The 26310-nt window shown below is 72.0% G+C and carries 20 protein-coding genes and 1 pseudogene; 11 read left to right on the forward strand and 10 right to left on the reverse strand.

Annotated features, from left to right (window positions below):
• Positions 1–57 precede the first annotated feature (57 nt).
• The 4 genes from ABD143_RS34015 to ABD143_RS34030 all read right to left on the reverse strand — a co-directional run bounded on the left by ABD143_RS34015 (position 58) and on the right by ABD143_RS34030 (position 5482).
• Positions 58–2124 carry a right-handed parallel beta-helix repeat-containing protein gene (locus ABD143_RS34015; protein ID WP_343986463.1) on the reverse strand — a complete coding sequence of 689 codons (2067 nt, stop codon included), beginning with the start codon at positions 2122–2124 and terminating at the stop codon, positions 58–60.
• Positions 2121–3386, reverse strand: a complete 1266-nt coding sequence (locus tag ABD143_RS34020) for a glycosyltransferase (protein WP_343986466.1) — start codon at positions 3384–3386, stop codon at positions 2121–2123. The genes ABD143_RS34015 and ABD143_RS34020 overlap by 4 nt, the downstream gene beginning before the upstream one ends.
• On the reverse strand, positions 3383–4279 hold the full coding sequence (locus ABD143_RS34025) for a hypothetical protein (RefSeq protein ID WP_343986468.1): 897 nt from the start codon (positions 4277–4279) through the stop codon (positions 3383–3385). The genes ABD143_RS34020 and ABD143_RS34025 overlap by 4 nt, the downstream gene beginning before the upstream one ends.
• Before the next feature lie 543 nt (positions 4280–4822).
• Positions 4823–5482, reverse strand: coding sequence for a response regulator transcription factor (locus ABD143_RS34030; RefSeq protein WP_343986470.1), 660 nt, complete (start codon positions 5480–5482; stop codon positions 4823–4825).
• 160 nt (positions 5483–5642) lie between these two features.
• On the opposite strand from ABD143_RS34030, the gene ABD143_RS34035 reads away from it, so the two are divergent.
• The 3 genes from ABD143_RS34035 (at position 5643) to ABD143_RS34045 (ending at position 8987) form a co-directional block, all read left to right on the forward strand.
• Entirely contained in the window at positions 5643–6371 is a 729-nt protein-coding gene (locus tag ABD143_RS34035) for a hypothetical protein (protein ID WP_343986473.1), read from the forward strand.
• A 326-nt stretch (positions 6372–6697) separates the two neighbouring features.
• Entirely contained in the window at positions 6698–7666 is a 969-nt protein-coding gene (locus ABD143_RS34040) for a patatin-like phospholipase family protein (RefSeq protein ID WP_343986475.1), read from the forward strand.
• Positions 7667–7703: 37 nt separating this feature from the next.
• The gene (locus tag ABD143_RS34045) at positions 7704–8987 is read left to right on the forward strand and encodes a competence/damage-inducible protein A (RefSeq protein WP_343986477.1); all 1284 of its coding nucleotides are present in this window, start codon (positions 7704–7706) and stop codon (positions 8985–8987) included.
• Between the two features lie 417 nt (positions 8988–9404).
• On the opposite strand, the gene ABD143_RS34050 is transcribed toward ABD143_RS34045, so the two are convergent.
• The 4 genes from ABD143_RS34050 to ABD143_RS34065 all read right to left on the reverse strand — a co-directional run bounded on the left by ABD143_RS34050 (position 9405) and on the right by ABD143_RS34065 (position 13146).
• Positions 9405–10538, reverse strand: a complete 1134-nt coding sequence (locus tag ABD143_RS34050) for an epoxide hydrolase family protein (RefSeq protein ID WP_343986479.1) — start codon at positions 10536–10538, stop codon at positions 9405–9407.
• A gap of 2 nt (positions 10539–10540) precedes the next feature.
• Positions 10541–11299, reverse strand: a complete 759-nt coding sequence (locus ABD143_RS34055) for an SDR family NAD(P)-dependent oxidoreductase (RefSeq protein ID WP_343986481.1) — start codon at positions 11297–11299, stop codon at positions 10541–10543.
• A 14-nt stretch (positions 11300–11313) separates the two neighbouring features.
• Positions 11314–12315, reverse strand: coding sequence for an acetamidase/formamidase family protein (locus ABD143_RS34060; RefSeq protein ID WP_343986483.1), 1002 nt, complete (start codon positions 12313–12315; stop codon positions 11314–11316).
• 78 nt (positions 12316–12393) lie between these two features.
• Positions 12394–13146 carry an IclR family transcriptional regulator gene (locus tag ABD143_RS34065; RefSeq protein WP_343986486.1) on the reverse strand — a complete coding sequence of 251 codons (753 nt, stop codon included), beginning with the start codon at positions 13144–13146 and terminating at the stop codon, positions 12394–12396.
• 78 nt (positions 13147–13224) lie between these two features.
• On the opposite strand from ABD143_RS34065, the gene ABD143_RS34070 reads away from it, so the two are divergent.
• From ABD143_RS34070 to ABD143_RS34085, 4 genes are all read left to right on the forward strand, one after another.
• Positions 13225–14412, forward strand: a complete 1188-nt coding sequence (locus ABD143_RS34070) for a 4-hydroxybenzoate 3-monooxygenase (protein WP_343986489.1) — start codon at positions 13225–13227, stop codon at positions 14410–14412.
• 2 nt (positions 14413–14414) lie between these two features.
• A complete protein-coding gene (pcaH, locus tag ABD143_RS34075) occupies positions 14415–15128 on the forward strand; it encodes a protocatechuate 3,4-dioxygenase subunit beta (protein WP_379659911.1) in 714 nt (237 codons plus the stop codon).
• Between the two features lie 7 nt (positions 15129–15135).
• The gene (gene pcaG, locus ABD143_RS34080; protein WP_343986494.1) at positions 15136–15684 is read left to right on the forward strand and encodes a protocatechuate 3,4-dioxygenase subunit alpha; all 549 of its coding nucleotides are present in this window, start codon (positions 15136–15138) and stop codon (positions 15682–15684) included.
• Between the two features lie 272 nt (positions 15685–15956).
• A complete protein-coding gene (locus ABD143_RS34085) occupies positions 15957–17093 on the forward strand; it encodes an acyltransferase family protein (RefSeq protein ID WP_343986498.1) in 1137 nt (378 codons plus the stop codon).
• Between the two features lie 54 nt (positions 17094–17147).
• On the opposite strand, the pseudogene ABD143_RS38405 reads toward ABD143_RS34085, so the two are convergent.
• Positions 17148–17294: pseudogene (locus tag ABD143_RS38405) on the reverse strand (apiosidase-like domain-containing protein); the annotation flags it as partial.
• A 132-nt stretch (positions 17295–17426) separates the two neighbouring features.
• On the opposite strand from ABD143_RS38405, the gene ABD143_RS34090 reads away from it, so the two are divergent.
• The 4 genes from ABD143_RS34090 to ABD143_RS34105 all read left to right on the forward strand — a co-directional run bounded on the left by ABD143_RS34090 (position 17427) and on the right by ABD143_RS34105 (position 20549).
• Entirely contained in the window at positions 17427–17942 is a 516-nt protein-coding gene (locus ABD143_RS34090; protein WP_343986502.1) for a GtrA family protein, read from the forward strand.
• Between the two features lie 46 nt (positions 17943–17988).
• Positions 17989–18141 (forward strand): hypothetical protein, encoded by a 153-nt coding sequence (locus ABD143_RS34095; protein ID WP_343986505.1) that lies wholly within the window; start codon positions 17989–17991, stop codon positions 18139–18141.
• Between the two features lie 595 nt (positions 18142–18736).
• A complete protein-coding gene (locus tag ABD143_RS38485) occupies positions 18737–19210 on the forward strand; it encodes a glutathione S-transferase C-terminal domain-containing protein (RefSeq protein WP_486362830.1) in 474 nt (157 codons plus the stop codon).
• Positions 19211–19400: 190 nt separating this feature from the next.
• The gene (locus ABD143_RS34105; protein ID WP_343986507.1) at positions 19401–20549 is read left to right on the forward strand and encodes a glycoside hydrolase family 3 N-terminal domain-containing protein; all 1149 of its coding nucleotides are present in this window, start codon (positions 19401–19403) and stop codon (positions 20547–20549) included.
• 23 nt (positions 20550–20572) lie between these two features.
• On the opposite strand, the gene ABD143_RS34110 is transcribed toward ABD143_RS34105, so the two are convergent.
• Positions 20573–26158, reverse strand: a complete 5586-nt coding sequence (locus ABD143_RS34110) for an ATP-binding protein (RefSeq protein WP_343986510.1) — start codon at positions 26156–26158, stop codon at positions 20573–20575.
• Positions 26159–26310: the final 152 nt, after the last annotated feature.

Consider the following 26310-nt stretch of genomic DNA (forward strand, 5'->3'; position numbering starts at 1 on the left):
GGTTTCCGCTCGGTCGCAGCTGGTGTGGGATCGGCTCGTCACGGCGCGCTCGCGGCCTCATCCCGTGCTCACCGCCACCGAGGGCCCGGTGCGCTTGCGCCCGCGGAACCGGCGCAGCCGGACGGCGTGCGCCACCTCCAGCACGAAGGCCAGCAGGATCAGCGGCACGCCGATCGCACCCAGGAGGTTCAGCGGCGGGAGGCTGAGGTCGTTGACGCCCTCCTCGCCGACGTCACCGCGCACGGACTCCAGCGCGTGGACACGGGAGTCGCGCAGCACCAGGGGGCTGCCGTCGACGGCGTTGACACCGAGGGAGATCGCGTCGACGGTGACGCGTTCGATGCGCACCAGAGCGGCGGAGCGGGAGTGGATGCCCTCGTCCGCGCCAGTGATCGTGGTGCCGTCGATCGTGGCCGCGGCGCCGATGTCGAGCCCGGTGGTGCCACCCGTGATCTGGCCGCCGACGATCCGCATGTCCGGGCTGGAGGTCCGCACGGCATCGGACCGGACGTGGTTGGCCACGAGGTCCGAGACGATGACGTTGTGCGTGCCCGGCGTGGCGACCACACCGTCCTCGCCGCCGTCGACGATCAGGCCGTTGACCCTGATGTCGCTCGCGCCGCGCTCGATCCGGACGCCGGTGCGGGAGTCGGCGACGTGGACGGCGTCGAGGTCGACGTCCTGGCCGCCGAGCGACAGACCCGCGACCTGCGCGCCCTCGAACGTCGATCCGACGACGTCGAGACGGCGGGTGCTCTTCTCGGCCACCAACCCGCGCCGCCCGCCGGTGGTGTGCACCCTGTCGAGCACGATGCCGGTGCTGTTGACGTGGGTGAAGATGCCGATCGGCTGGTCGTCGGCCTTGAAGTCGGAGATGACGGTGTCGGTCGACCTGCTGACCCGCAGCCCGCCGGCCTCGTCCGCCGCGGTGGTGATCCCGTTGATGAGGGCCCCGGTCTGGCCGACGACGACCAGTCCGAACGCGCCGTTGCCGTTGGTGAAGATCCCGGTCACGGGCCTGCCGGAGTTCTCGCCCGCGACCACGACGCCGTTGCCGCCGTTGTCCACGGCGCGGATCCCGCTCATCGTCGTGGCGCGGTCTCCCCGCAACACCACGCCGTCGCCCGCCGAGCGGCCGGCGGTGACGTCCTCGAGGCGCACGCCCTGCGAGCGGGAGAGCTGCACGCCTGCGCTGTTGTGCAGAAGCGCCGTACGCACGAGCGAGCCGCTGCTGCCAGGGTTGAACTGCACCCCGGGGCGCCCGTCGCCGGCGCCCAGAGGGAGCGTGCCGAGGTCGCTGATCGCGGAGTCGACGCTGTCGAGCCGGCCGCCCGAGGAGACGACGATGAACGGGCGCCCGGCCGCCGCGGGAGCCACTGCCTGCTGTGACACGGGGTCGAGCGACGTGACTGCCACCCCGCGCAGGGCCAGCCGCCCGCTGCCGGTGTAGATGGAGGCGGCGTCGGACGGGTCCGGGCCGCCCAGGAGCTTGAGCGTGCGTACGCCGCTCACGTCCAGCGTGGCGCCGGGGGTGAGCACGACGGTCGCGGCGAGCACCGCAGTGCCGTCGGAGACGGTCAGCCACGGGCCGGGGAGGTATCGGTCGAGCGCGCCGAGCGTGAGCGGGCCTTGGCTGCGGGGCGTTCGGCGGGTGTGCCTGCCGTCGGTCACGACGTCGATCTGGAGTTCCCGGACGATGACCATCTGACGGGGCCTGCCGTGGCTCTCCCACGACGCGCGCGCCTTCTGGGCCGTCGCTGCGGCCTCGGCGGCCTGCTCGGCCGCCTGGGCCCGCTGCTTCTCCAGCCGGGCCTGCTCCCTGGCCTGCTCGGCGGCGCGCGCCCTGGCCGCCGCCTCCGGGTCGGGGCGCGGCTGGGGCGGTGGTACAGGGGCGGCGGAGCCGTCGCCGCCGGGACCGGGCTCGATCGTTCCGCCCGACCCGCCGCCGGGCGCCTGATCGCCCAGGCCGCCGCCGGGATCGGGTTCGGGGGTCGCCTGGGCAGGCAGCTGGGTGGACGCGGTGGGCTCCGGCGGGGCCGCCGAGGCCGTCGCCGTGGCGACCGCTGGGAGCGCGGCGATCGTGCAGCCCGCGAGGACGGCGGCGACCAGGCGCTGTTGCCTCATGCCGGCACCCCCTGCTGCGCGTGCTCGCCGGGCCGGCTCGACCTGTCCTGCCCCGACTCGTCCTCTGCGGTCTCGCCGCGCGTCGTCGTGCGGACGACCGTGCCGTTCTCGACAGCGACCTGCCGGGTGAGCCAGCGCTGCTTGCGGATGGTGCAGAGCGCGTGGAGCTTGATCAGCGCCATCACCCAGGACACGAACACGTAGCCGGGGATGTAGAAGAACGACGACGGCCTGCGCCGCAGGTGCGGGAGGAGTTTCGCCGACCGGCTGATCTGCCACCAGAGCGCCAGCACGCCTGCGAAGATCCAGTTCTGGTTGCCGAGCGCGATGATCATGAACGTCGGGCCGAGCAGCAGCGTGAACGAGCTGATGCCCTTGTCGATCATGGTGCAGGCGAGGAACGGGTGGCGCCAGACCCACTTGCGCGAGAGCGCGCGCAGGTCGGAACGCCAGGTGTTGCGGGCCCAGCGCAGCCGCTGCCGAAAGAAGATCTTCCACGTGTCCGGGAAGGTCGACCACACCTCGGCGGTGCGCTGCATGTAGGTCAGGTGCCCGCGCTCGAGGATGAGCGTCGTGAGCCGCTTGTCGTCACCGGAGAGGCACGGCACCCCCCAGAACGTCTCGTCCATGAAGTCGTCCTCGATCTCCAGCAGCAGCGCACGCCGGTAGACCGCGGTGCGCCCGGAGAGACACGAGACCGCCTTGCCGAGGAGGCTCTGGCTCGCGTTCTCGTCGAAGTACCGGTGGTCGAGGAACATGTCGGTGATGCGGGCGAAGAACCCGGAGGAGCCGTAGACGCTCTGCCGGGTGCCGACGCCGCCGATCCGCGGGTCCGCGAACGGCTTGCACACCTCTTCCGCCACATCGGGTGCCCAGATCGTGTCCGAGTCCACCAGCGCGACGAGCTCGGTCCTGGCCGCACGCCAGCCCCTCCGCAGCGCGTCCCGCTTCCCGGGCACGTCCGTGACGATGACGCGCACCGGGTAGCGGGAGGCGATCTCGCGGCACGCGGTGTCCGAGGCGTCGATGACCAGGATGACGTCGTCGACGTCGTTGGCCAGCCAGGACTCGATCGCCGCGGTGAAGACCTCCGGGTCCTCCTGGTACACGGGGACGACCACGCTCATCGGGAGCCGGAACTCGCCCCGCATCGGCCGGTACAAGACTGCGGGGATGCGGCGGACGAGCCAGCATCCCCAGCGGATCAACCCGAGCACGCCGAGCGGCGTGCCCAGGACGTAGTAGTAGAGGGGGAGCGTCATGCGAGCTCGACGCCTGGTGCCGTTCGTTCCGCGACGGCCTCGACCTCCCGCTTGACCACCGCTTCGAGCCGGTCGTTGGTCTCGACCACGGCTCGCAGCAGCGGCATGTCCACGCCGATGGCCGAGGCGTAGCCGAGGAACCCGCGGGTGTCCTTGGGCAGGCAGACGCCGCCGTAGGGCGCACCGCCGCGGATGCCGTACTGCGGGTTGATCGAGCCCTCCGCCGACTTGGCCACGGTGGCGGCGATCGGGTCCAGGTTGAGCCCGATCGCCTGCGCGACGAGCCACATCTCGTTCCAGAAGCTGATCTTCGCGGCGTTGAAGATGTTGTGCGCGCACTTCACGAACTCGGCCTCGGCCGGGTCGGAGAAGGTGCGCAGCTCGCCGCCGAAGGGCGAGAGGAGCTTGGCCAGGTCGTCGACGGTGCGCTGGTCGCGGCTCGCGATGACCGTCATCCACGGGTTGCGGAAGTCCTCGGCCGCCGAGACCGCGCGCAGGAACTCCGGGTTGGAGGCGAGGCGGAAGCCGATGCCTGCGGTCCTGCCGGAGTGCTGCTCGAGCACGTGCCGCACGAGGCCCTCGGTCGTTCCCGGCGACACGGTGGAGCGCACGACCACCGTGTGGGTGGCGGGCGAGCCGGCCAGGGCGCGGCCCACAGCGGCGGTGCCGGCGGTGAACGCCGTCAGGTCGTAGGTCCAGCTCTTGTTCGGCGTGGGCAGGGTCAGGAAAATGACGGAGTCCGGCGCGGCGGAGAGGTCCAGCTGGGGGCGCGCGTCGAGGCCGCGGTCCCGGAGCTCGCGCACCCGCGACATCGAGATGTCGATGAACGTCACGTCGTGACCGGCCGCCAGGAATCCCTCGCCCGTAGCTGTCCCGACTACGCCTGAACCCACGATGAAGATTCTCGAAAGCTGCATGGAATGTGCGCACCTTCCAGTGTGGATGATGAATCCGATCGCGTGGTACGCGATGGTTTCGCACCCGACAACCGCTCCTGCGTCGAGGGATACTGACTACGCAGAGCGATTACGTGATCAAGGAGCGTTAGTCCACTCAGGAAGAAAGTACCAGCTCAGAGGCGTTATTCCGAGTCACTCGGCAGGTGGACGACCCACTTCGCGGGTTCAGGGCCTTCAACTGTCTGTAACATCCGTTGTGATGTCCATCACACACAAATTACACACTAAATAGTGAACATCGACATTTCTGATGGTTCTTTTGGATCAAGGTTTGGCCAGCGGTGAACGGGAGGCTGCGGACCGCTCGCCGACCCATTCCTTCGTTCGAGCGCAGAACCGGGCGCGACCGCGCCGTTCACCGAACGGGGCGGGTGCAACCTGTACCCAGCGGGCCGCAGGGGCGTTTGTGCCGGCGACGCCAGCGGGAGCGGGCCGGGCCGTCTGGATAATCTTCGTTGAGCGTCCTGCTGCTGGTGGTTATCGGTTCTGCAGGTAGACCAGCACCGCACTCACACGCCGGTTGAGGTCGCGCTCCTCTGATAGCCCGAGCTTGGAGAAGATCGAGTTCGTGTGCTTCTCGATCGCCCGCTCGGAGAGCACCAGCGCCGCCGCGATGGCCGCGTTGCTCTTGCCCTGCGCCATCTCCCCGAGGACCTGCAGCTCACGGTTGGTGAGGCGGTCCAGCTCAGAGGGTGCGGCGCGGTTCGCCGCGACGAGGCTTTCGATCACCGTCGGGTCGATCACGGAGCCTCCGTCGGCGACGCGGCGGATCGCCTCGGTGAGTTCGTCGCCGTCGGCCACGCGCTCCTTGAGCAGGTACCCGCGCCGCGCAGTGCCCTCGGCCAGCAGCGCGAGTGCGTAGGCGGCCTCGGCGTACTGGCTGAGCAGCAGCACGCCGATCTCCGGGCGCTCGGTGCGCAGCCGGGCCGCCACGGAGATGCCCTCGTCGGTGTGGCTCGGGGGCATCCGGATGTCGGTGACCACGACGTCGGGCTTCGCGGTCTCGACCAGCGCCAGCAGCGCGGGCAGGTCGGCGGCCGTGCCGACCAGAGACAGATCACCCGCGGTCTCCACGAGCCGCGCGAGGCCCGCCCTCAGCAGCGCGTTGTCCTCGGCCAGCACCACCCGTGTTGTCACCCGCACACCGTAAAGGCATGACCATCCGTGCCGCCGGGGTGCTGCCCACACCACCGGTCCGCAAGGAGACACCGTCGAGCAGACGGCCTGACCAGCGCAGAGTCCTCGGTGTCAGCGAGCGGCCGGGCAGTCCGGCCCGGCCCACGACAGGAGAGACACGATGACCGCCACCACATCGGCCCCGATCCACACCGCCTCCGGCGACGTCCAGGTCGCTCCCGCCACCCGCTTCCGCCGCCAGGCCATCGGCACTGCCGGTGTGATCGGCGGGCTGCTCACGGCCGCCGGGTTCGCCACCACCGTGTGGGAGGTCGGCGAAGGCACTCAGGCCTACCACGACTCGCTGGTGGCCAACCCCTTCCGCAGCCAGGTGGCGGCGCTGCTGCTGCACTTCGGCTACTTCGGGATCGTTCCGGTGCTGCTGGCCCTCGGGATCATGACGCGCCGCCGGTGGACGGTCGTCGGGAACGTCGGCCTCGGGCTGAGCATGGGCGGCGCGCTCGCCCTGCCCGGGCTGCTCGTCACCGACTTCTACGACATCGCGATCCGGCAGTCGCTCCCCGCCGAGCAGGCGGCCGCGGTGTCCGATGCGGCGTCCGCGCTCCCGCTCGCCGGCTTCGTGGGCGGCCCGCTGATCATGGCTCTGTTCCTCGGACAGACGGTGCTCGGGTTCGCCGCGTGGCGGGCCGGGTTCTTCCACTGGATGTTCGTGCCGCTGGTCGCGATGTCCTTCGTGGTGCCGTTCGTGACGCCGATCGGTGCGCTGCAGGGGATCAGCCAGGGCGCCCTCCTGGCCCTGTTCATGATCGCTGCGGGCGTGGCGGCGTTCCGGATGACGGATGAGGAGTGGGTCAGCGGCGTCCGGGGAGCGGGGCGCAACCACGTCTGATCCGGCGAGAGGGTGGCCCGGGGGCTCATGCCCCCGGGCCACCCTGCGTCGCGCGCGCCCGGCCGGACACGAGCAGACCCGGGCGTGGCGGGGTCGAGGTCACCGACCCGGGTCGGCGCCGGCAGGGCGATCCAGGGCGATAACCGGCGCCTTCCATGAGCGGTGCTGGGGAGCGGAGCGGCCCCCACCGTAGGGGTGCATGTCGGGGACCGCTGGATGGTTCGTCCGTCTTGTCGCCAGTTGGTGTCCGCAACCCGGTGAGCGTCTGAGGCCACACTGAGAGTGCCCACCGATCGGGCAGGCGTCACGCCGCGTAAGCTGCCCCCGTGACAACGGCGCCGTCCAGTGCGGCTTTGCACGGCGACCGGGAGGTGCTCGACGTCATTCTCGACCGGTTGGCCGGCGGCACGGCCCCGGGAGCCCGGCAGGACGACCATCGTGTGGCACTCGTCATCGGGGGCGGCGGGATGCGCGGCGCGTACGTCGCAGGCATGCTGCGCGCGCTCGACCGGGCGGGTTTGGTGCCGGCGTTCGACGAGGTCTACGGCGCGTCCTCCGGCGGGTTCAGCGGTGCGGCGTTCCTCACCGGTGCCGCGGCCGCGTGCGCGGCGAGCTACCCCGAGGACCTCTCCACCGACGTCTTCATCAACATGCGCAGGCTCGGCTCCGGGCGCCCGGTGGTGGCTCTCGACCACCTCGTCCACGACGTGCTCGGCTCGCGCAAGCCGCTGGCCTGGCACGAGCTGGGACGCACCCCGGCGCCGCTGCGGGTGGTGGCCACCGACGCGACGGACCTGACCGCCCACACCCTCGAGGGGATGGAGACAGTCGCCGACTGGGAGTGCGCCCTGCGTGCGAGCGCGTCCATCCCGCTGCTCGCCGGCCCGCCTGTGAGCTACGGCGGCAGGCGATGGGTCGACGGCTCGGTGGCCGAGCCGCTAGCGATGGCGCGCGCCCTGCGGGGTGGGGCCACTCACGTGCTCGTGCTGCTGTGCCGGGGGGCCGACGACCTGCACCACGACGCCGACGCCGGGCTCTCGCTGTGGGCCAAGGCGCTGGACCGGCTGGTTCCGGGCCTCGGCACGGTCGCCCAGGGCTCCCGCCGCTACGGCGCCGACCTGCGGCTGGTCACCGACGCCGCGCACCCCGACCGCGGGCCGGGCCACCTGGCGGCGATCGGGCCCGTGCGTTCGGCCGGGATGGGCTCGCTGTGCGTCGACCCGGCCCGTGTGGCCGAGGCCGTGCGTATCGGCGACGAGTCCGCCGACGCCGCGCTCGTCGCTGCTGCGGTCTGATCCCGCATCTCTACCGAGTACAGCTAGCGTCGCTGTCATGGACGCAGGGGAGCGGGCGCGCGCGGCCGTCGTTGTCACCGGAAGCGAGCTGCTGACCGGGGTGATCTCCGACCGCAACGGCCCGTGGCTCGCCCACGAGCTGAGCGAGCTCGGTTTCGAGGTCGCCCACGTCCAGCTCGTCGGAGACCGGCTCGGCGATCTCGACCGAGCGCTGCGCTACGCGGCGGACGACGGATGCGTGCTGATCGTGACCAGCGGCGGCCTCGGCCCCACGGCCGACGACCTGACGGCCGAGGTGGTGGCCTCCTTCGCGGAGGCCGAGCTCGTGCTCGACGAGGAGATGCACACGCGCATCGGACAGATCCTCGAGGGTTTCGCCGCCCGCACCGGCTTCGGCGGCCCCGCGCTGGACGAGGCCACTCGCAAGCAGGCGATGGTGCCGCGCGGAGCGGTGGCGCTCCCGCCTGTCGGCACCGCTCCCGGGCTCGTCGTGCCGCGGCCCGGCGGCCCGCTCGTCGTGGTGCTGCCCGGCCCACCCCGGGAGCTGCAGGGCATGTGGCCTGCCGCGCTGGCCGCGGAGCCCGTCAAGGAGCTGCTCAGCGGGGTGCCCGGCACCGAGGCGCGGTCGCTGCGGTTCTTCGGGCTGCCGGAGTCGGAGATCGCGGCGACGCTGCGCGAGATCGGCGCCGAGCGGGACCTGTCGGGCGTCGAGGTCACGACGTGCCTGCGGCGTTCCGAACTGGAGGTGGACCTGCGCCCACGGCCCGGCGCGGCAGGCGTCGCCGACGCGCTGCACGGCGAGCTGGCCGCCCGGCACGCGAGACACCTGGTCAGCGCCGACGGCACCACCACGGACGAACTGCTGGCCGCCGCCCTGCTGGAGCGCGGCTGGATGGTTGCCACCGGCGAGTCCTGCACCGGCGGGATGCTCGCGAGCAGGCTCGTGGACCGGGCCGGCTCGTCGGCCTACGTGGCAGGCGGGGTGGTGGCCTACTCGAACGAGGCGAAGACGGCGCTGCTGGGCGTGCCCGCGGAGATGATCGCCGAGCACGGGGCGGTGTCCCCGGAGGTCGCGCGGGCGCTCGCGGACGGGGCCAGGGCGCGGTTCGGCGCCGACGTCGGTATCGGGATCACCGGCGTGGCCGGGCCGGACGGCGGCACCGAGGCGAAGCCGGTGGGCTACGTGTGCTTCTGCGTCACCACCGGCGACGGGCAGGTGATCGCCCGCGACCCGGTGCTGCCGGGCAGCCGGGCCGACATCCGGGAGCGCTCCACGGACGTCGGGATGCACCTGCTCCTGCGGGCCGCGCGCGGTTCGTGACCGGTCGAGTCGGCGGTGGCGTGCAGCCCTAGTTGCAAGTAGATTGCAAGAGCCGTCGGCTGGTGATCGTTCTGGCTGCTCGACGCCGCGGGGGTGCGGGCCCGGTCGTCGACGCTGACCGGCGGCCGGCCCGCGCGTCGTTGCCTGCGCTGTCAGTCGCGCCCGCGATATGCCGGGCAGCGGTACGGGGTGCCGGCAGCATCGAGTCGCGGGTTCGGAGGCGATCAGTCGGGCCAGGGTGGGGGCCAGCTTGCGACGTTCGACGAGCAGCCGGCGAGCTGACGCCCGAGTCACCGGGCATGCGCGCGCTCAGGCCCCGCTTCGCGCGCGCAGGCCCCGACTCGTGCGCACGCAGGCCCCGACTCGCGCGCACCCAGACCCCGACTCGCGCGCACTTCTGCAGCGACTCGCGGGGGGTCAGCGCAGCTTGCGGAAGAACGTGCGGAGCTCGTCCACGAAGATCTCCGGCTGCTCCATGGCCGCGAAATGGCCGCCCACCTCGGGTTCGTTCCAGTACCGAAGGTCGGTGAAGCGGCGCTCGACCCACGAGCGCGGGAGCCGCAAGATCTCGTGCGGGAACAGGGTCACCCCGGTCGGCACCGGCACCTCGTCCAGCCGGGGGCGCTTGTAGCTCTCCCAGTACAGCCGCGCCGAGGACGTCGCAGTGCCGGGGAGCCAGTAGAACATCACGTTGTCCAGCAGCCGGTCGCGCGTGATCACGTTCTCGGGGTGGCCCGCGCAGTCCGTCCAGTCCCAGAACTTCTCGGTGATCCACATGCACTGCCCGGATGGGGAGTCGGCGAGTCCGTAGCCGAGGGTCTGCGGGCGGGTGGACTGCTCGCTCGAGTAGCCCGTGCCGTCCTTCTGGAACGCCTTGGACGCGGCGAGTCCCTTCTGCTCGGGCTTCGTGAGCGGCGCCGCGTCCCGCTCTGCGGGGGCCGCGGCCATCGGCATCGTCAGGTGGATGCCGATGAGGTTCTCCGGCGCCCCGGTGCCCAGCGCGGAGGTGATCATGGAGCCCCAGTCCCCGCCCTGCGCCGCGTACCGGTCGTAGCCGAGCCGGTCCATCAGCTGCGCCCACGCCGTCGCGATCCGCTCGACGCCCCAGCCTGCGACGCCCGGCTTGCCGCTGAAGCCGAAGCCCGGCAGCGACGGGATCACGACGTGGAAGGCGTCCTGTGGGTCCGGCGGGTCGGTGAGCGCCTCGATGACTCCGAGGAACTCCACGATCGACCCCGGCCACCCGTGCGTGAGCAGCAGCGGCATCGCCGACGGGTGGCGTGAGCGGACATGGATCAGGTGCACGTCGACGGTGTCGTCGCCCCCGCCGTCGAGGCCCGTGCGGAACTGCGGGAGCGCGTTCAGCTGCGCTTCGCAGCGCCGCCAGTCGTACTGGCGGGCCCAGTAGTCGCACAGCTCGCGGGCGTAGTCGAGCGGCACCCCCTGGGTCCAGCCCCCCACGGTCGCCGCTTCGGGCCACCGCGTGCGCGCGAGGCGGTCACGCAGGTCGTCCAGCTCGGACTCGGGGACCTCGAGGCGGAACTCGCGCATACCTACAGCTGTACGCCGCGGGTGAGCGCGCCGTCCACGACGAGATGGGTGCCGGTGATGAACGAGGCGCGCGGGCTCGCGAGCATGATCACGCCGTACGCGATCTCCTCGGGCCTGCCCATCCGTCCTGTGGGGTTGAGGCCGAGCGCGGTGGCGTACAGGTCCGGGTTCCCCTCCTCGATGCCGTGCCAGACACCGCCCTCGAAGTAGGTGTTGCCGGGGGAGACGGCGTTGGCCCGCACCTTCCCGGCCTGCTGGTAGGCCAGCCCCGACGTGTAGTGCACCAGCGCGGCCTTCATCACGCCGTACGCGCCGGCGGCGAAGTCCACCTCCCGGCCCGACACGCTGGAGACCGCGACGACCGATCCCACGCCGCTGGCCACCAGGTGCGGGAGCGCCGCGTCGACCATCCGCACGGTGTGCATGAGGTCGACCTCGAAGCTGTTGCGCCAGTGGTCCGGGTCGGTGCCGATGGCCAGCGCGCTGACGTTGGCGACGACAACGTCTATGCCGCCGTAGTGCTCCGCGGACGCGGCCACCCAGCCGGTGAGCGCGTCGGCGTCGGCCACGTCGACGGCTGTGCCCGTGACGTCGTGGCCTGCGGCGCGCAGCTCGTCCTCGGCCTTCCGGACGTCGGTGTCGGTGCGGGCGCAGAAGGCGACCTTCGCTCCCTCGGCGGCGAGGCCCTCGACGACGGCCCGGCCGATGCCCTTGGTGCCGCCGGTGACGAGCGCCGTGCGCCCGGCGAGCTGCAGATCCATGCTCGGGGTTCTCCTTAGCTGAGGGCTGCGGCCTGCTCGCGCAGGTGGCGGTGCATGCCACCGTAGGCGTCCGCGCGGGGGAGCAGCGACTTCTCGATCTTCGTGACCGCGCTGTAGTTGGTGTCGCAGACGTTGGCCAGCGGCGACCGGCTCACCTGGGTGAGGAGCTGGTAGGCGTCCAGCGGGTCGAGACCGTACAGGTCCCTGAGCCAGTGGATCATGCCGACCTGGCTGGCCCGCCAGGCGTCCTCCAGCGGGCGCGACGAGCCGACGACGGCGTAGTCCTCGTCGTGCTCCAGGCGCGGCCACGCCGGCGCGCCGCCCTTGACCAGCTCCACGATGAGCGTGACGTCCATGGCGCCCTCGACGGCGGTGCCGCAGCTCTCGCCCTCACCCTGGCGGTAGTGCCCGTCGCCGACGGAGAAGAGCGCGCCAGGGACGTTGACGCCCAGGAAGACCGTGGTGCCCGCGCGCATCTCGGGGGTGTCCATGTTGCCGCCGAACGTGTCGGGCACGAGGCTCGACCGCACCTCGCGGCCGGGCGGGGCCACCCCGACGGTGCCGAGCATCGGTGCGATCGGCAGCTCGAGGCTGAGCTGTGAGCGCTGCGCCTCGAACAGCACGGTGCCCTTCGCGCGGTCGAGCTGGTAGATCCACGTCTGCTCCGGCAGCGGCTCGTTGAGCAGCGCGGTGCGGTCGGTGCCCGTGAGCGCGCCGAAGAACGGGATCGTGGATGAGGCCGCCCAGTCCCTCGCCGGTGTCAGGTCGACGATGTGCAGGGCGAGCGTGTCGCCCGGCTCTGCGCCCTCCACGTAGAACGGGCCGGTCTGGGGATTGACCTGGGTCATGTCCAACACCTGCGACGGCAGGTCGCTGGTGCGCTGGAGGCGGCCGGAGAACGCGTCCTCGGTCCACAGCTTCAGCGCGGTGCCTGGCGTGATCCGGTGGGTCGGGGCGACCCCACCGAACGTCCAGGCGTACTGGTCCGGCGTCGGCCGGAACTCGACGACATCCACACCCCGCATCGTCGTGTCAATAGTGACTGACGCGCAAGCCCGCGGTCCGAACGTCCCGGTGGAGGCACCGGCTCCCGGTCAGCGGGAGACCGGGTCCGGCGCGCCGAGCGCCCTGGAGATCCCGCGCGCGGCGGCCCGCACCACGGGCACGTACGCCCGCGCGTCCGACGTCTCGGCGGGCACCACCACCGACAGCGCCGCCACCACCTCGCCGCGCCTGCCCCGCACCGGCGCGGCCACCGACAGCGTGATCAGCTCGATCTGTCCGTCGCTGATCGCCACACCCGTCCGGCGGACGTCCGCCAGAGCGCGGCGCAGCACGTCCGGCCCGCAGATCGTCTTGGCCGTGTAGCGCTTGAGTGGTGCGGCGAGCACCTGCTCCTGCAGTTCGGCGTCGGCGTGGGCGAGCAGCACGAGCCCGACGCCTGTGGCATGCAGTGGGAGCCGCCCACCGATGCGTGTGATGATTTTGACCGCGCCGCGCCCGGAGAGCCGCTCCAGGTAGACGACCTCGGCGCCGTCGAGCACGGCGAGCTGCACGTTCTGCTTGGTGACCTCGTAGAGGTCCTCCAGGAACGGCATCGCCGACTCGCGCAGCCCGAGCCCACGCGGGGCGAGCGCGCCGACCTCCCAGAGTCGCAGCCCGACGCGGTAGCGGCCGTCCTCGGCGCGCTCCAGCGCACCCCATTGGGTGAGCTCCCGCACGAGCCGGTGGGTGGTGGTCAGAGGCAGCTCGGCCCGCCGGCTCAGCTCGGTGAGCGCCAGCTCGGGGCGGTCGGCGCTGAACGCAGCGAGCACCCGCAACACCCGCGCCGTCACGGTCTCTCCCATTACGGGACATACTGCTCTCAACTTCCGCCCACCGGAAGCGGAGTCGAGCATGCCCGATGTGTCCGTCAGGCTCTGGGCATGCGCACCCAGGTTGCCATCGTGGGGGCGGGACCAGCCGGGTTGCTGCTGTCACACCTGCTGGCCCGCGCCGGGATCGAGTCTGTCGTTCTGGAGGCGCGCAGCCGCGCCTACGTCGAGCAGCGCGTGCGCGCGGGGGTGCTGGAACACCCCACCGTCGAGCTGCTGCGCGAGGTCGGGCTGGCCGAGCGGCTCGACCGCGAGGGCATGCCGCATGAGGGGATCTCGCTGCGCTTCGAGGGCGGCGACCACCGGATCGACTTCGCCGGCCTCGTCGGTAAGGGCATCACCGTGTACGGGCAGCAGGAGGTCGTGAAGGACCTCATCGCGGCCCGGCTCGCCGACGGCGGCGACATCCGCTTCGAGGTCTCCGGCGTCGTGGTCGAGGGGATCGAGGGCGACGCCCCGGTGATCGGCTTCGTCGACGGCGACGGGCAGCGCCAGGAGCTGCGCTGTGACGTGGTGGCGGGCTGCGACGGTTTCCACGGGATCTGCCGGGGTGCGTTCACCCCGCAGGTGTTCGACCGCGAGTACCCCTACGCGTGGCTCGGGATCCTCGCGAAGGCCGCCCCGACCCACCACGAGCTCGTCTACGCCAGCCACGCCAACGGCTTCGCGCTCTACTCGATGCGCAGCCCCGAGATCACCAGGCTCTACCTGCAGGTGCCGCCGGAGACCGACGCAGGTGCCTGGTCGGACGCGCAGATCTGGGACGAGCTGGGCACCCGGCTCACCGCCGAGGGCTTCACCCTGAACGAGGGCCCGCTCATCGAGAAGGGCGTCACCGGGATGCGCAGCTTCGTGGCGGAGCCCATGCGCCACGGGCGGCTCTTCCTGGCCGGGGACGCCGCGCACATCGTGCCGCCGACCGGCGCGAAGGGCATGAACCTCGCCATCGCCGACGTCCGCGTGCTGGCAGAGGCTCTGACCGACCTGCTGGTTCACGGCGACGAACGCGGCGTCGACCGCTACTCCGACACGTGCCTTCGCCGGGTCTGGCGCGCGGAGCACTTCTCCTGGTGGATGACGTCGATGCTGCACGTCGCGCCGCACGGCGACCCGTTCGACCGGCGCCTGCAGCTCTCCCAGCTGCGCTACACGGTCGCCTCCCGCGCGGCGGCCACCAGCCTCGCCGAGAACTACGTCGGCCTGCCACATGCCGCACTTGATGGAGGACTGCGCACGTGACGATCCCGCACCCCGCTGGGTACCGCCTTCCCCCGGAGGGCACCCATCCGCCGCTGCTGTCCCCGGGCTACAAGAGCACCCTGCTCCGGGCCCCGTCCCAGGCGCCCGTGGTGCTGCGCCACCGCCTCACCGAGGTGACGGGCCCGCTGCTCACCGGCGACATCGGTCCCAACGACCACGACCTCACCGCCCAGCACGCCGGCGAGCCGATCGGCCAGCGGATCGTCGTGTTCGGGCAGGTGCGTGACAGCGACGGCCGGGCGGTGCCGGACGCGCTGGTCGAGGTGTGGCAGGCCAATGCCGCCGGCCGCTACCACCACGCGCGGGACAACTGGCCCGCGCCGCTCGACCCGAACTTCACCGGCGGCGGCCGCGTCGTCACCGACTCGCTCGGCAACTACTCGTTCACCACGATCAAGCCGGGCGCGTACCCGTGGGGCAACCACCGCAACGCCTGGCGCCCGGCCCACATCCACCTCTCGCTCTTCGGGCGCGCGTTCCCGCAGCGGCTGGTGACGCAGATGTACTTCCCGGACGACCCGCTCTTCGCGCAGGACCCGATCTTCAACTCCGTGCCGGACGAGAAGGCGCGCCGGCGGCTGGTCTCGACGTTCGACCTGGAGGCCACCCGCCCGGAGTGGGCGCTGGCCTACCGGTTCGACATCGTGCTGCGCGGGCGCGAGCAGACCCCCTTCGAGGCAGCGCACGATGAATGAGATGGCTATGAGTGACCTGCTGACCCCCTCGCAGACCGTCGGGCCGTTCCTGAGCCTCGGGCTCACCTGGCCCGCGGGGTACCAGGTGGTCCCGGAGGGCTCCCCAGGCGCGATCCGGATCACGGGGACCGTCACCGACGGCGCGGGCGAGCCGGTCACCGACGCGCTCGTCGAGACCTGGCAGGCCGACGCCGACGGCCGCTTCGACCACCCGGACGACCCGCGGGGCGCCTCCGGGTCGGGGTTCGCCGGGTTCGGGCGCTGCGCCACCGACGAGGACGGGTCCTTCCGGATCGTGACCGTCAAGCCGGGTGCCCTCGGCGACGGCCAGGCCCCGCACGTCGACGTCTCCGTGTTCGCGCGCGGCCTCCTCGACCGGGTCGTCACCCGCATCTACTTCCCGGACGAGGAGGCGGCCAACGCCGCCGACCCCCTGCTCTCCTCGCTTCCACCGGAGCGCGCCGCGACGCTGGTGGCGAAGGACGTGGGCGAGGACGGGCTGCGGTTCGACATCCGGCTGCGGGGTGCGGGCGAGACCGTCTTCCTGGTGGTCTGACCGCGCTGGCGGGGCCACCGGGAGCAGAGCACGCCGCCATCCGGCGGATCGCACCGTATTGCCTTGATCACTCTCAGTTTCGTCACAGCGAGTGCATGAGAGGGTTCTCCCGACGTAAAGCGCCCTCGCTCGTCCGGCCCAGCTCCCCGCACCGGACGGCTCACGCGCACGCAGTACCTGCCCGTAGTACTGCGAAGTGTGATCACGAGCGCCGGAGACTGCGATCGAACGGGTGATGGATGGCACGCGGAGTACCAGCAGACCCATCGACTGTGCCCGACTCACGCCTGGCGTGGGTCGACGCTGCGAAAGGCCTCTCGATCCTCCTCGTGGTGGTTCACCACACAGTGACCTACCTCCAGATGGCGGGGCTCGCCCCGGCTGCCGTGGTGGTAGGCAACGAGGCGCTCGCCTCGCTGCGCATGCCGTTGTTCTTCCTCGCCGCCGGGCTGTTCGTCGCAGGCCCGCTCGCCGCGCCGTGGCGGTCGCTGCTGCACAAGCGGGTCGCGTTCTTCCTCTACCTGTACCTGCTGTGGACGCTGATCCGGTTCACGTTCTTCGCCACGCTCGTGCCCCCTGCGGTGGATCCCAACGACTCGGCGAACCCCGAGTCGCTGATCTGGGCGTTGCTGCTGCCGGGGCCGAGCATGTGGTTCCTGTACGCGCTCGCCCTGTTCTCGGTGATCGGGAAGCTGGCGCGGCGGGTCCCGGCGGCGGTACAGCTCGGCCTGTCGGGTGTGCTCTCCGCGCTCACCGGCGCCGGACTGCTCGAGTTCGACTCCCGCTGGGCCTACATGGCGCGGTTCCTCTTCTTCTTCCTGCTGGGCTGGCACGCGAAGGTGCTCATCGAGCGGCTCGCGCGCTCCACCAGCCTGCTGAAGGTGGTCGCCGCCGCGGGTGCCTGCGTCCTGTGCGCGGTTGGCGCCGTCGCCTTGCAGGCCCGGCCGCTACCCGGCGTCGCCCTGGCGCTGAACTGCGTCGCCGTGGTCTTCGGGGTGCTGTTCACCGCGTGGATCTGCCGTTACCGGATCGGCTTGCCGTTGGTCCAGCTGGGCCAGCAGACCCTGCCGGTCTACCTGGTGCACATGCTGTGGCTGGCGGCGATCATGACGGGGCTGCGGCACGTCGAGGTGTCGCCAGTGGTCGGTTACGTGCTTCCGATCGTCCTGGCGGTGTTGCTGGTCGCGCTGTCGCTGCTGACCCACCGGGTGCTCGTGGTGCTGGGCGCGACGGCGCTGTTCGCACTGCCGTCCGCGCTCGCCGCACGCACCCGGTCACCCCGGCACCGGATGCCTGCCCAGCGCGGGGAGTCGAGCCGGCAGCCCGCGGTCGTGCGCGAGCCTGCGCCCGCGCTCATCGCGGCCCGGCATCGACGACCAGAATCCAGTCCCGGTCGTCCGGGGCGCTGAACGTCTCGCCGTCGTGGTTGTCTCCGGGCTGCGACTCGCCGGTTGGGCGCGGGCGTCGAGGTAGCGCCGGGCGTCCTCGCGGCCGGCGCGGTGGACCATCTCCCAGCCGGTGTCGGCGAGCCAGAAGAACGGTGCGCGCACCGCGTGACGATCGCCACCACAACCGGGGGGAGTGCGGGAAATGCGCGTGATCACCCGCACGTTGCAACAAGTAGGCGTGGGACGCGGGGATCGACTGGCGGGAGATCACAGCGTTCCCACAGGTGAAAGAAAGCGCGGTCACTGATCCGGGTGCGATAACGGGATCAGTGGTCTGCGACGCAGGAAAGGAACGTGGTCGAGGTGACGAGCGCATCGCCGCCGGTGACCGCACCGCCTGTCGAGGTGCCCCCGTCATGGCGGGCCAGGGTCCGGCTGCGGCATCCGCTGCTCGTGCAGCTCGTCCGCTACGCAATGGTCGGCGGTCTCGGCACGCTCGTCAACGCGCTCGTGTTCCTGCTGCTGCGCACCTGGTTGGACTCGGTTCCGGCGAACCTCGTCGCGCTCGTGGTGAGTACCGCCGTCAGCACCGAGGCCAACCGCCTCTTCACGTTCGGCGGGGCCGCCGTGCACCACTGGCGGGTCACTGTGCAGAACGGCGTCACGGTGCTCTTCTACGCGTTCTACAGCTCGGCGGTGCTGCTCATGCTGGGCTGGCTGGTCGACTCGCCGACACCGGTGCAGGAGTCGCTGGTCGTCGCGGCGGCGAGTGTGTTGGGCGGGATCTGCCGGTTCCTCGTGCTGCGGTACTGGGTCTTCGGCGCCGACGAGCACGACGCCGGCGCGGGCGGCCTGGCGCTGCAACGCTGATCGGCACCGCCCTGCGCGACCCGGCGGAATCTGGCAGGGTGATCATATGGGACGAAACGGCATCAACCGGACGGTTGCCGCGATCCTCGCGGCCGCCGCGGTCTTCCTGACGTCGGCCGCGTCGTGCAGTGGCGGCGACGACGACGATGACGACGGCAACCCCGGCGTCAGCCAGGAGGACGGCGGCGACGACGACTGACGCCCGCCCCTCGTGGCACCGTCGATGCCCGGCGCCGCGGCCCGACTCGACGTAACTTCGAGGACATGACAGCAACACAGCTCGCAACCGATGCGTTCGAGCGGGAACCGATCGCGTTGACCGAGCGGATCACCTCCGACGGATCGTCGCCGTGGCCGGTCGAGGCGGGGCGCTACCGCCTCGTGGTGGCCCGGGCGTGCCCGTGGGCCAACCGGAGCGTGATCGTGCGACGCCTGCTCGGTCTCGAGCCGGTCCTGTCGATGGGCATCGCCGGGCCGCTGCACGACGAGCGGAGCTGGCGCTTCCACCTCGACCCCGACAACCGCGACCCGGTTCTCGGCATCGAGTACCTCCGCGAGGCCTACGAGAAGGCCGACCCGGCCTTCGACAAGGGCGTCACGGTGCCGGCGGTGGTGGAGATCGCCACCGGCAGGGCGGTCACCAACAACTTCCAGCAACTGACACTCGACTTCTCGACCCAGTGGCGGGAGCTCCACCGCGAAGGCGCCCCCGATCTCTACCCGGAGGCCCACCGGGCCGAGATCGACGAGATCAACCAGGCCGTCTACGACGACGTCAACAACGGCGTATACAAGTGCGGCTTCGCGAAGGGGCAGCGCTCCTACGAGCGGGCCTACCGCGCGCTGTTCGCCAGGCTCGACGCGCTGTCCGAGCGCCTCTCCACCGCCGGTACCTGGTGGGCGACACGATCACCGAGGCCGACATCCGGCTGTGGGTCACGCTCGTGCGCTTCGACGCCGTCTACCACGGCCACTTCAAGTGCAACCGCCAGAAGCTCACCGAGATGCCGGTGCTGTGGGCGTACGCGCGCGACCTCTTCCAGACCCCAGGCTTCGGCGACACCATCGACTTCGAGCAGATCAAGCAGCACTACTACGGGGTGCACGCAGAGCTCAACCCGAGCGGGGTCGTGCCGCTGGGCCCCGACCCGCGCGGCTGGCTCACCTGCCATGGCCGCGAGGAGCTCGGCGGCCGCCCGTTCGGTGACGGCACGCCCCCGGGCCCGCCGCCGGAGGGGGAGCGCGTCTCGCCCGTAGGAGCGCGCTGAAAAGCTCGGGCCTACTGCGCGACGCCCAGGCGACCACCTCGCCGCGTTGTCGTCGGGCCCGATACAACAGCGGTATCAGGCCTCTCCTCCGCCTTGCGATGCGGCCACCTGGACGCCGCTCGCTACGGCCGGAGCTTTTCAGCACCCTCCTAGGGTGAGCGGGCGGCATCGGCGGGGGATGATGGCCGGGATGTCCCGCCCGTCTCGTGCCATCGTCCTCGCGCTCGTGGCCGCGCTGGCCGCGCTGCTCGGGCCCTCGATCGCCGGTGCGGCGCCCGCCGCAGCCCCGGCGCTGCTCACCGGCGAAACCCTCGGGCCCGACCGGCTGCCGCACTGCGCCGCGGTCGTCGCCGCGATGACACTGCGGGACCGGCTCGCGCAGCGGCTCATGGTCGGCGTGGACGCGAGTGACCCGGCTGCGGCGGCCGCCACGGTGCGGGCCACCCAGGTCGGCGGGATCTTCCTGCCGGGCAACGCCACCGCGCTGCTGAACAACCAGGCCTTGCGCGGGGTGCGGGCGATGGCCCGGATCCCGGTGGCCGTGGCCGTGGACGACGAAGGCGGCCGGGTCCAGCGCATCGACGAGCTCGACGGCAACCTGCCCAGCGCCCGCGCGATGGCCGCGCAGTTCACCCCCCAACAGGTGATGGAGCTCGCCCGGGAGCGCGGCCGGGCGCAGCTGGCGAGGGGGATCACGATGAACCTCGCCCCCACCGTCGACCTCGGGGGGCAACCGGCCCGTGCCGTGATCGGGGACCGCGCCTTCAGCGAGGACCCCGGCTGGGTCGTCTCCTACGCGGGCGCGTTCGCGGAGGGGGAGCGGGATGCGGGGATCTTCACAGTGCTCAAGCACTTCCCGGGGCACGGCCGCGCCAACGGCGACTCGCACCGTGGCCGCGTCACCACCCCGCCGGTTGACGACCTGCGTGCCCGCGACCTGCAGCCCTACGCCGTGCTGCTCGGCCCGGGCGGCCCGCTGGCCGACGGGAACACTGGGGTGCTCGTCGGGCACCTCGACGTACCGGGCCTGACCACGGACCTGCCCAGCTCACTGACGCCGGCGGTCTACGACCTCCTGCGTACCGAGTACAAGTTCGACGGGCTGGTGCTCACCGACGACCTGGGCGCGATGCGCGCGATCACGGGCACGTTCGGGCTGCCGGAGGCGGTCGAGCGGGCGCTCGCGGCGGGCGCGGACATGGCGCTGTGGTCGAGCGGCGGCGACGCGACGCCGGTGCTGGACCACCTGGAACAGGTCCTGAACGCAGGCGGGATCAGCCAGCAGGCGAACGACGAGGCGGTGATCCGAGTCCTGCGCGCAAAGCACACCTGCTCCTGAGCGTCCCCGGCCGGCTTTAGTACTCAGCGCTTGGTGCCTGCTCGCTCCATCCCCCGGAGTACCGCGTCCACCAGGTACGGGCGCAGGCCCCCTGCCGGGACGATCGTGTCCACCGAGCCCATCCGCTGGGCGCGTTCCACGCTGTGTGCTGCGTCGAACTCGTCGGCGACCTGGCCGAGCTTCTCCGACCGCACGCCCGGCCGCAGGGACGCCAGCTCGGAGGTGAGCCGCCCCGCCTCGGACTCCGCGCCGGACTGGCGGGCCTCGGCGATGCGGGCCTCCAGGTCGGCGACGCGCGGGTCGGCCGCGGTGCGCTTGTTGACCTCACCGGCGAATACGACGGCCGCGGCGGGCGCACCGCCGATCACCGAAGCGTAGGACCCCTCGACGGCCGCGACCTCCATGTTGTCGTTGAGGGTTCCGGAGAACACCACGAACGCGCCGCCGTGGTACCGGGAGACCACGCAGAACACGATCGGCCCGTCGAAGTTCACCACGGCACGCCCGATCTCGGCGCCGTACTCCAGTTGCAGCTGCCGCAGCGACTCCGGGGAGCCGTCGAAGCCGGAGAGGTTCGCGAGGATCACCAGCGGGCGGTTGCCGCTGGCCGCGTTGATCGCCCGCGCCATCTTCTTCGACGACTTCGGGAACAGCGTGCCCGCGGTGAACGTCGTGGGCCCGTCGACCGGCAGCCGTCCCCGCCGCGGCAGCGGTCGCGACTCGACGCCGATCAGGGCGATCGGCTGGCCGCCGAGGTGCGCGTCGAGGACCACCACGCTCTCGGCGTCGATCATGTCGATCCACCGCTCCAGCGTGGGGTGGTCGGCGTCGGCGACGGCGGCCAGCACCGAGCGGATGTCGAACGGCTTCTTGCGCTCCGGGTTGGCCGCGAACACCTCACCGACCTTGGCGAAGTCGCACCCCGCCCCGGAATGCGGCGAGTCGGCGATGTCGCGGTCGAGAGGGTCGGCGGTCGGCGCGGGCCGCGGGAACCGTTCGCCCGGCGCCCGATAGGTGTGCGCGTAGTGCGCGAGCAGCACGTCCACCGCCCCCGACAGGTCCGGCGCCCAGTACTGCGCCTGCCCGTTCGGGCCCATGATCCGGTCGTAGCCGCCGATGCCGAAGTTGTCCTCGGCCGAGACGCCACCGGAGTAGTCCAGCGACTGCTTGCCCGTGAGCACCATCGCGCTGTCGGGTGTCATCACCAGGATGCCCTTGGTGTGCATGAGCATCGTGGCCTCGGCGTTCCAATACGGCTGGGCGCCCACGTTGATGCCGGTGACGACGATGTTGATCTCGCCGCCGTCCTGCGTGAACTCGACGATCCCGCGCAGCGCCCGGGCGATCCAGTCCATGTTCTCGACGCCCGAGTCCATCGCGATCTTCGCGCCTGCCGACACCGCGAACCACTCGATCGGCGCGTCCAGCCGCCTGGCCAGCTCGATCGCGGCCAGCACGCGGGCACATTCCGGCTCGGCGAGCGCGCCGAGCGCCTTGGTCGGGTCGCCGATGAGCACGACCCGGGTCATGCCGTCCGGGTAGCGCTCGGTCTTCGTCGTGACGGTGCCGAGCACGATGTTGGCGGTGTTGCCGCCGGGCGGGCGCTCGACCACGACCGGGCCGCCGTCGGGCCCGATGTCGTACTCGGTGAACACGCCCGGTGCGCCCCCGCGGTCGGGGTTGCGCACGAGCATCGGCACCATCTCGTACGGGTAGACCGCGCCGCGCCGCCGGGCCCTGATCACCTTCTGCGCGTACGCGTCCAGCTCGCGCAGCGGCCCCGTCGGCGGCTCGGTGACCCGCAAGGTGAGCCCTGCGCCCGGCGGGCGGGACATGCGCAGGAGGAACTCCCGCGGCTCGTTCTCATCGTCGCCTGCGTACCGGAACTGGACGAGCACCTGCTCCAGCCCGAGCCCGACGGTCCGCGGGGCCAGCACCCGCACCACCGAGTCCAGCTCGTCGACCCCGACGTCCACCACCGGCCAGACGTAGAGCAGCACGCGGTTCCAGTCGAGCTTGGCATCTTCGCGGGTGGCTGCGCGCGCCGAGCGCAGCCCGTCCAGGCACGAGTCGAGCACGTGCTCCAGCTGCGGCAGCGCCCGGATCGTGCCCTGCTCGTCGCGCAGCACGGTGAGCTCGCGGACGTCCGACAGCGCGATGAGCCGCCGGTCGTCGGGCACCTCGCGGCCGACGGCGCGGAAGAGGTGCACGTCGATGGGGGAGGGCAGGCGAGTCAGCTCGAAACCGGCGAGCCGCCAGAGCCCGAGGCGCTCGGCGACCATGGGGTGCAGCCCGCGCAGCGTGCGGTCCTCCACGGGACGGCGGTCGATCCCCGGTACGAACGTGAACCAGGCCGAGCGCTCGTCGCCGTGCGGGCGGCGGACGGCCACGGCGACCCGCGCGAGCCGCTCAGGGAGCCTGCCCAGCATCGCCCGGATCTTCTCCGCGGATCGCTCCGGATCGGCGTCAGGAGCCTCGCCCGCGATGACGTAGAGGTCGAGCAGTGCCGTGCGGCCGGGCGGGAGCTGGGCGATGAGCCGCCGCAGGTCGCCCTGTACGGCCATGGGGTCGCCGGCGGACGGCGCGTCCGGGGCGGTGTGGACGGTGGTGGCCAGCACGATGTGCTCGGCGCTGTTGTGCTCGTACTCGGCGGTGAGCAGCGGTCGGCCGCCGCGGTCCTCGACGCGCACGTTCGACAGCGGCCGCACCCGGTAGTACCGGCGGGTCATCACCTCGAGCATCGCGGGGTGGTGGCGCTCGCCGAACACCCCGAGGATCGGCTCGGCGGCCGAGACGATCCTGTCGATCTGCGCCGACCGCTCGGCGGGGTCGTCGGAGAGCCGGTCCAGCTCGGCGCGCACCTCGGCCTGGCCCGCGGCGCGCTCTGCGGCGATCACCGGGGCGTCGAAGCAGGTGTAGCGGACGCGCCTGGCGTGCCCGCCGACGACCGGGTAGCGCAGCTGCGTGGCCGTGACGAGCCGGTCGAGGGTGCGCTGGTACTCGTCGCGGGCATCGGCGGGCAGCGAGTCCGGGTGCTGCAGCCGCCATTGCAGCAGTTCGAGCACCACCGGCACGTGCGCGGCGGCGCGGCGGTGCGCGAGGAACATGCGGTAGAGCGCGCTGCTCAGCGCGTCGGCGGCGACGCGGTCTGCGGGCTGGAGATCCGGCACCCCGTAGTGCGCCAGCGCCCCGCGCAGCTTCTCCCGGAACGACTCCGGTAGCCCTTCGGCGTCGGCGTCGCGCGAGCGCAGGTAGGCGTAGAGGTATTCCTGCGGGTTGCGGGCCTCCTCGCCTGCCGGATCGATCTGGTGGGTCTCGTCCTCGGGGCCCCGGCGGTTGCGGGAGAGCCCGCACAGGTCCGCGAAGATCCGCAGCACAGCGTTCTCCCTGGCCAGGACGGCCGGGTCGGCGGGGGAGAGGCCGGCACGGGCGGCGTCGAGGGCGGCGAGCAGCGGGCGGGCGTCGCGCTCGTCGATGTCGTAACCGAGCACGAGGAAGCGCAGCGAGGTCAGCGCGTCGGCCGCGACGGCCGCGGGTTCGGACCCGGCCACCGGCGGGCCGGACAGCGCGGCGAAGTCGGCGCGATCGCCGCTGCCCGCCGAGGCGGGGTCGGCGTCGGGCTCGAGGCGCACGATCTTCGTGCCGCCGTCCACCTGTGTGTTGGGTGCGACGAGCACCTCCTGCACGCGGCCCGCGACGGGCGCGCGCAGCGCCGTCTCGAGCTTCATGCTCTCGACGACGGCCACGACGTCACCGGCCTCGACCGTGTCGCCTGCCGAGACGGGGATGGCCACGACCATGGCCGGCGCCGGCGCCCGGACCAGCCCGGCCTCGCCGCCGGAGATGCGGTGCACGGCGCCGTCGACCTCGATCAGGAAGTCCGGGCCCTGCGGCACCGAGAGCACCGAGAACGACTGCGAGCCGACGGTGAGCTTGCGCTCGAACCGGCCGGTGCGCTCGGCGTCGACGTCGACGGCCTTGCCGTCGAGCTCCACGTGGTAACGGTTGCCGCGGGACTGGGCGACGCGCAGCCGGTAGGACTCGCCTGCCGCGCGGACGTCCACCTGGTACCAGGTCTCGTGCCCGACCTCGGGGCGCCCGCGCTCCGCGGAGGCGAAGAGGCGCTCGCGCTGGCGGGCCACGTGCGCGTCCTGCGCCTCGACGGCGGTGGCGAGCAGCGCGACGTCGAGGCGGCGGGGCGGGGTGTAGCCGTTGGCCATCATCGTGTCGAGCCACGTGGTGTCGGTGTTGCCCGAGCGGACCTCCTCCCGGTCCAGCAGGTCGAGCAGGAACGCCTTGTTGGTGGTGCCGCCATCGATCACCGCGGTGGTCTGCCCGAGCGCGCGGTGCAAGCGGGCGCGGGCCTCGCCGCGGTCGCGGCCCCATGCGATGACCTTGGCGATCATCGAGTCGAACTGCGGCGGGATGACGTCGCCGGTGGCGACACCGGTGTCGACACGGATGCCGGGCCCGCTGGGCAGCGCAAGGTGCTCGATCCGGCCGGGGGCGGGGGCGAAGCCCTGCTCGGGGTCCTCGGCGGTGAGGCGGGCCTCGATCGCGTGGCCGCGTGCGGCAGGGGTCTCCGGCGCGATCTCGGCGAGCTTCCCGCCTGCGGCGACGTGCAGCTGCAGCTTGACGATGTCGACGCCGGTGGTCGCCTCGGTGACCGGGTGCTCCACCTGCAGGCGCGTGTTGACCTCGAGGAACGACATGAGACGCGCACCGGGCTCGTACAGGAACTCGACGGTGCCCGCGTTGACGTAGCCGGCCGCGCGCACGAGCGCCGCAGCCGACGAGCGGAGCAGTTCCTCCTGCTCGTCGTCGAGGGCGGTGGAGGCGGACTCCTCGATCACCTTCTGGTTGCGCCGCTGCACGGAGCAATCACGCACGCCCAGGGTCCAGACGTCGCCGGCGGCGTCGGCGACCACCTGCACCTCGACGTGGCGCCCGCCGCGGATCGCGCGCTCCAGGAACACGGTGGCGTCCCCGGCGGTCTTCGACGCCTCCGAGCTCGCGCGGTCGAACGCCTCGGCGAGCTGGTCAGGGGAGTCGACGCGGCGGATGCCGCGCCCGCCGCCGCCCGCCGTGGCCTTGACCATCAGCGGGTAGCCGATGCGCTCCGCGTGCTCCCGGGCCGCGGCGACGTCGGGGACGGGGCCGCCGCTCCACGCCGCGAGCGGGACGCCGACCTCCTCGGCGAGCTCCTTCGCGGCGATCTTGTCGCCGAGCCGCTCCATCACCTCGGGCGACGGCCCGACGAACACGATCCCCAGCTCGCGGCACAGGCGCGCGAAGTCGGCCTTCTCCGACACGAAGCCCCAGCCCGGCCACACGGCGTCGGCGCGCGCCACCTGAAGCGCGCGGCGCAGCTCGGCGTAGTCGAGGTAGGGGCTGGCGGCGAACGCCTGGTCGGGGTCATCCGGGCCGATGAGCACGGCCTCGTCCGCCTCGCGGACGAACATCGCGTGCCGGTCGACGGCCGTGTGCAGCGCGATCGTGCGCAGTGGCGGGCGGCCTTCGGCGTTCCACTCGCGCACCGCGTGGATCAGCCGCATTGCGGGCTCACCCCGGTTGACGATGGCGACCCGCTGGAACGACTGCTCCGTCACGATCCTCTTCACTCCCCGTCAATCGCTTCCGCAATGCGGACCCGCAGCACCGTACTTCCCGCCCGAGTGCTCGTCCCCACCCAACTCGCCCCATCCAACTCGGCCCACCCAACTGGACACCCCGACGTCGCACAACCGGCGAGCGGGGGACG

This window comes from Pseudonocardia aurantiaca, from assembly GCF_039526725.1.
Taxonomy (GTDB): domain Bacteria; phylum Actinomycetota; class Actinomycetes; order Mycobacteriales; family Pseudonocardiaceae; genus Pseudonocardia; species Pseudonocardia aurantiaca.

Excerpts from the sequence above, each read along its gene's own strand:
- ABD143_RS34020 (WP_343986466.1), bottom strand. The coding sequence starts at position 3,386 with ATGACGCTCCCCCTCTACTACTACGTCCTGGGCACGCCGCTCGGCGTG.
- pcaG (WP_343986494.1), top strand. The coding sequence starts at position 15,136 with ATGAGTGACCTGCTGACCCCCTCGCAGACCGTCGGGCCGTTCCTGAGC.
- ABD143_RS34095 (WP_343986505.1), top strand. The coding sequence starts at position 17,989 with ATGGGACGAAACGGCATCAACCGGACGGTTGCCGCGATCCTCGCGGCC.
- ABD143_RS34065 (WP_343986486.1), bottom strand. The coding sequence starts at position 13,146 with ATGGGAGAGACCGTGACGGCGCGGGTGTTGCGGGTGCTCGCTGCGTTC.
- ABD143_RS34105 (WP_343986507.1), top strand. The coding sequence starts at position 19,401 with ATGTCCCGCCCGTCTCGTGCCATCGTCCTCGCGCTCGTGGCCGCGCTG.
- ABD143_RS34045 (WP_343986477.1), top strand. The coding sequence starts at position 7,704 with ATGGACGCAGGGGAGCGGGCGCGCGCGGCCGTCGTTGTCACCGGAAGC.
- ABD143_RS34015 (WP_343986463.1), bottom strand. The coding sequence starts at position 2,124 with ATGAGGCAACAGCGCCTGGTCGCCGCCGTCCTCGCGGGCTGCACGATC.
- ABD143_RS34050 (WP_343986479.1), bottom strand. The coding sequence starts at position 10,538 with ATGCGCGAGTTCCGCCTCGAGGTCCCCGAGTCCGAGCTGGACGACCTG.
- ABD143_RS34070 (WP_343986489.1), top strand. The coding sequence starts at position 13,225 with ATGCGCACCCAGGTTGCCATCGTGGGGGCGGGACCAGCCGGGTTGCTG.
- ABD143_RS34055 (WP_343986481.1), bottom strand. The coding sequence starts at position 11,299 with ATGGATCTGCAGCTCGCCGGGCGCACGGCGCTCGTCACCGGCGGCACC.
- ABD143_RS34035 (WP_343986473.1), top strand. The coding sequence starts at position 5,643 with ATGACCGCCACCACATCGGCCCCGATCCACACCGCCTCCGGCGACGTC.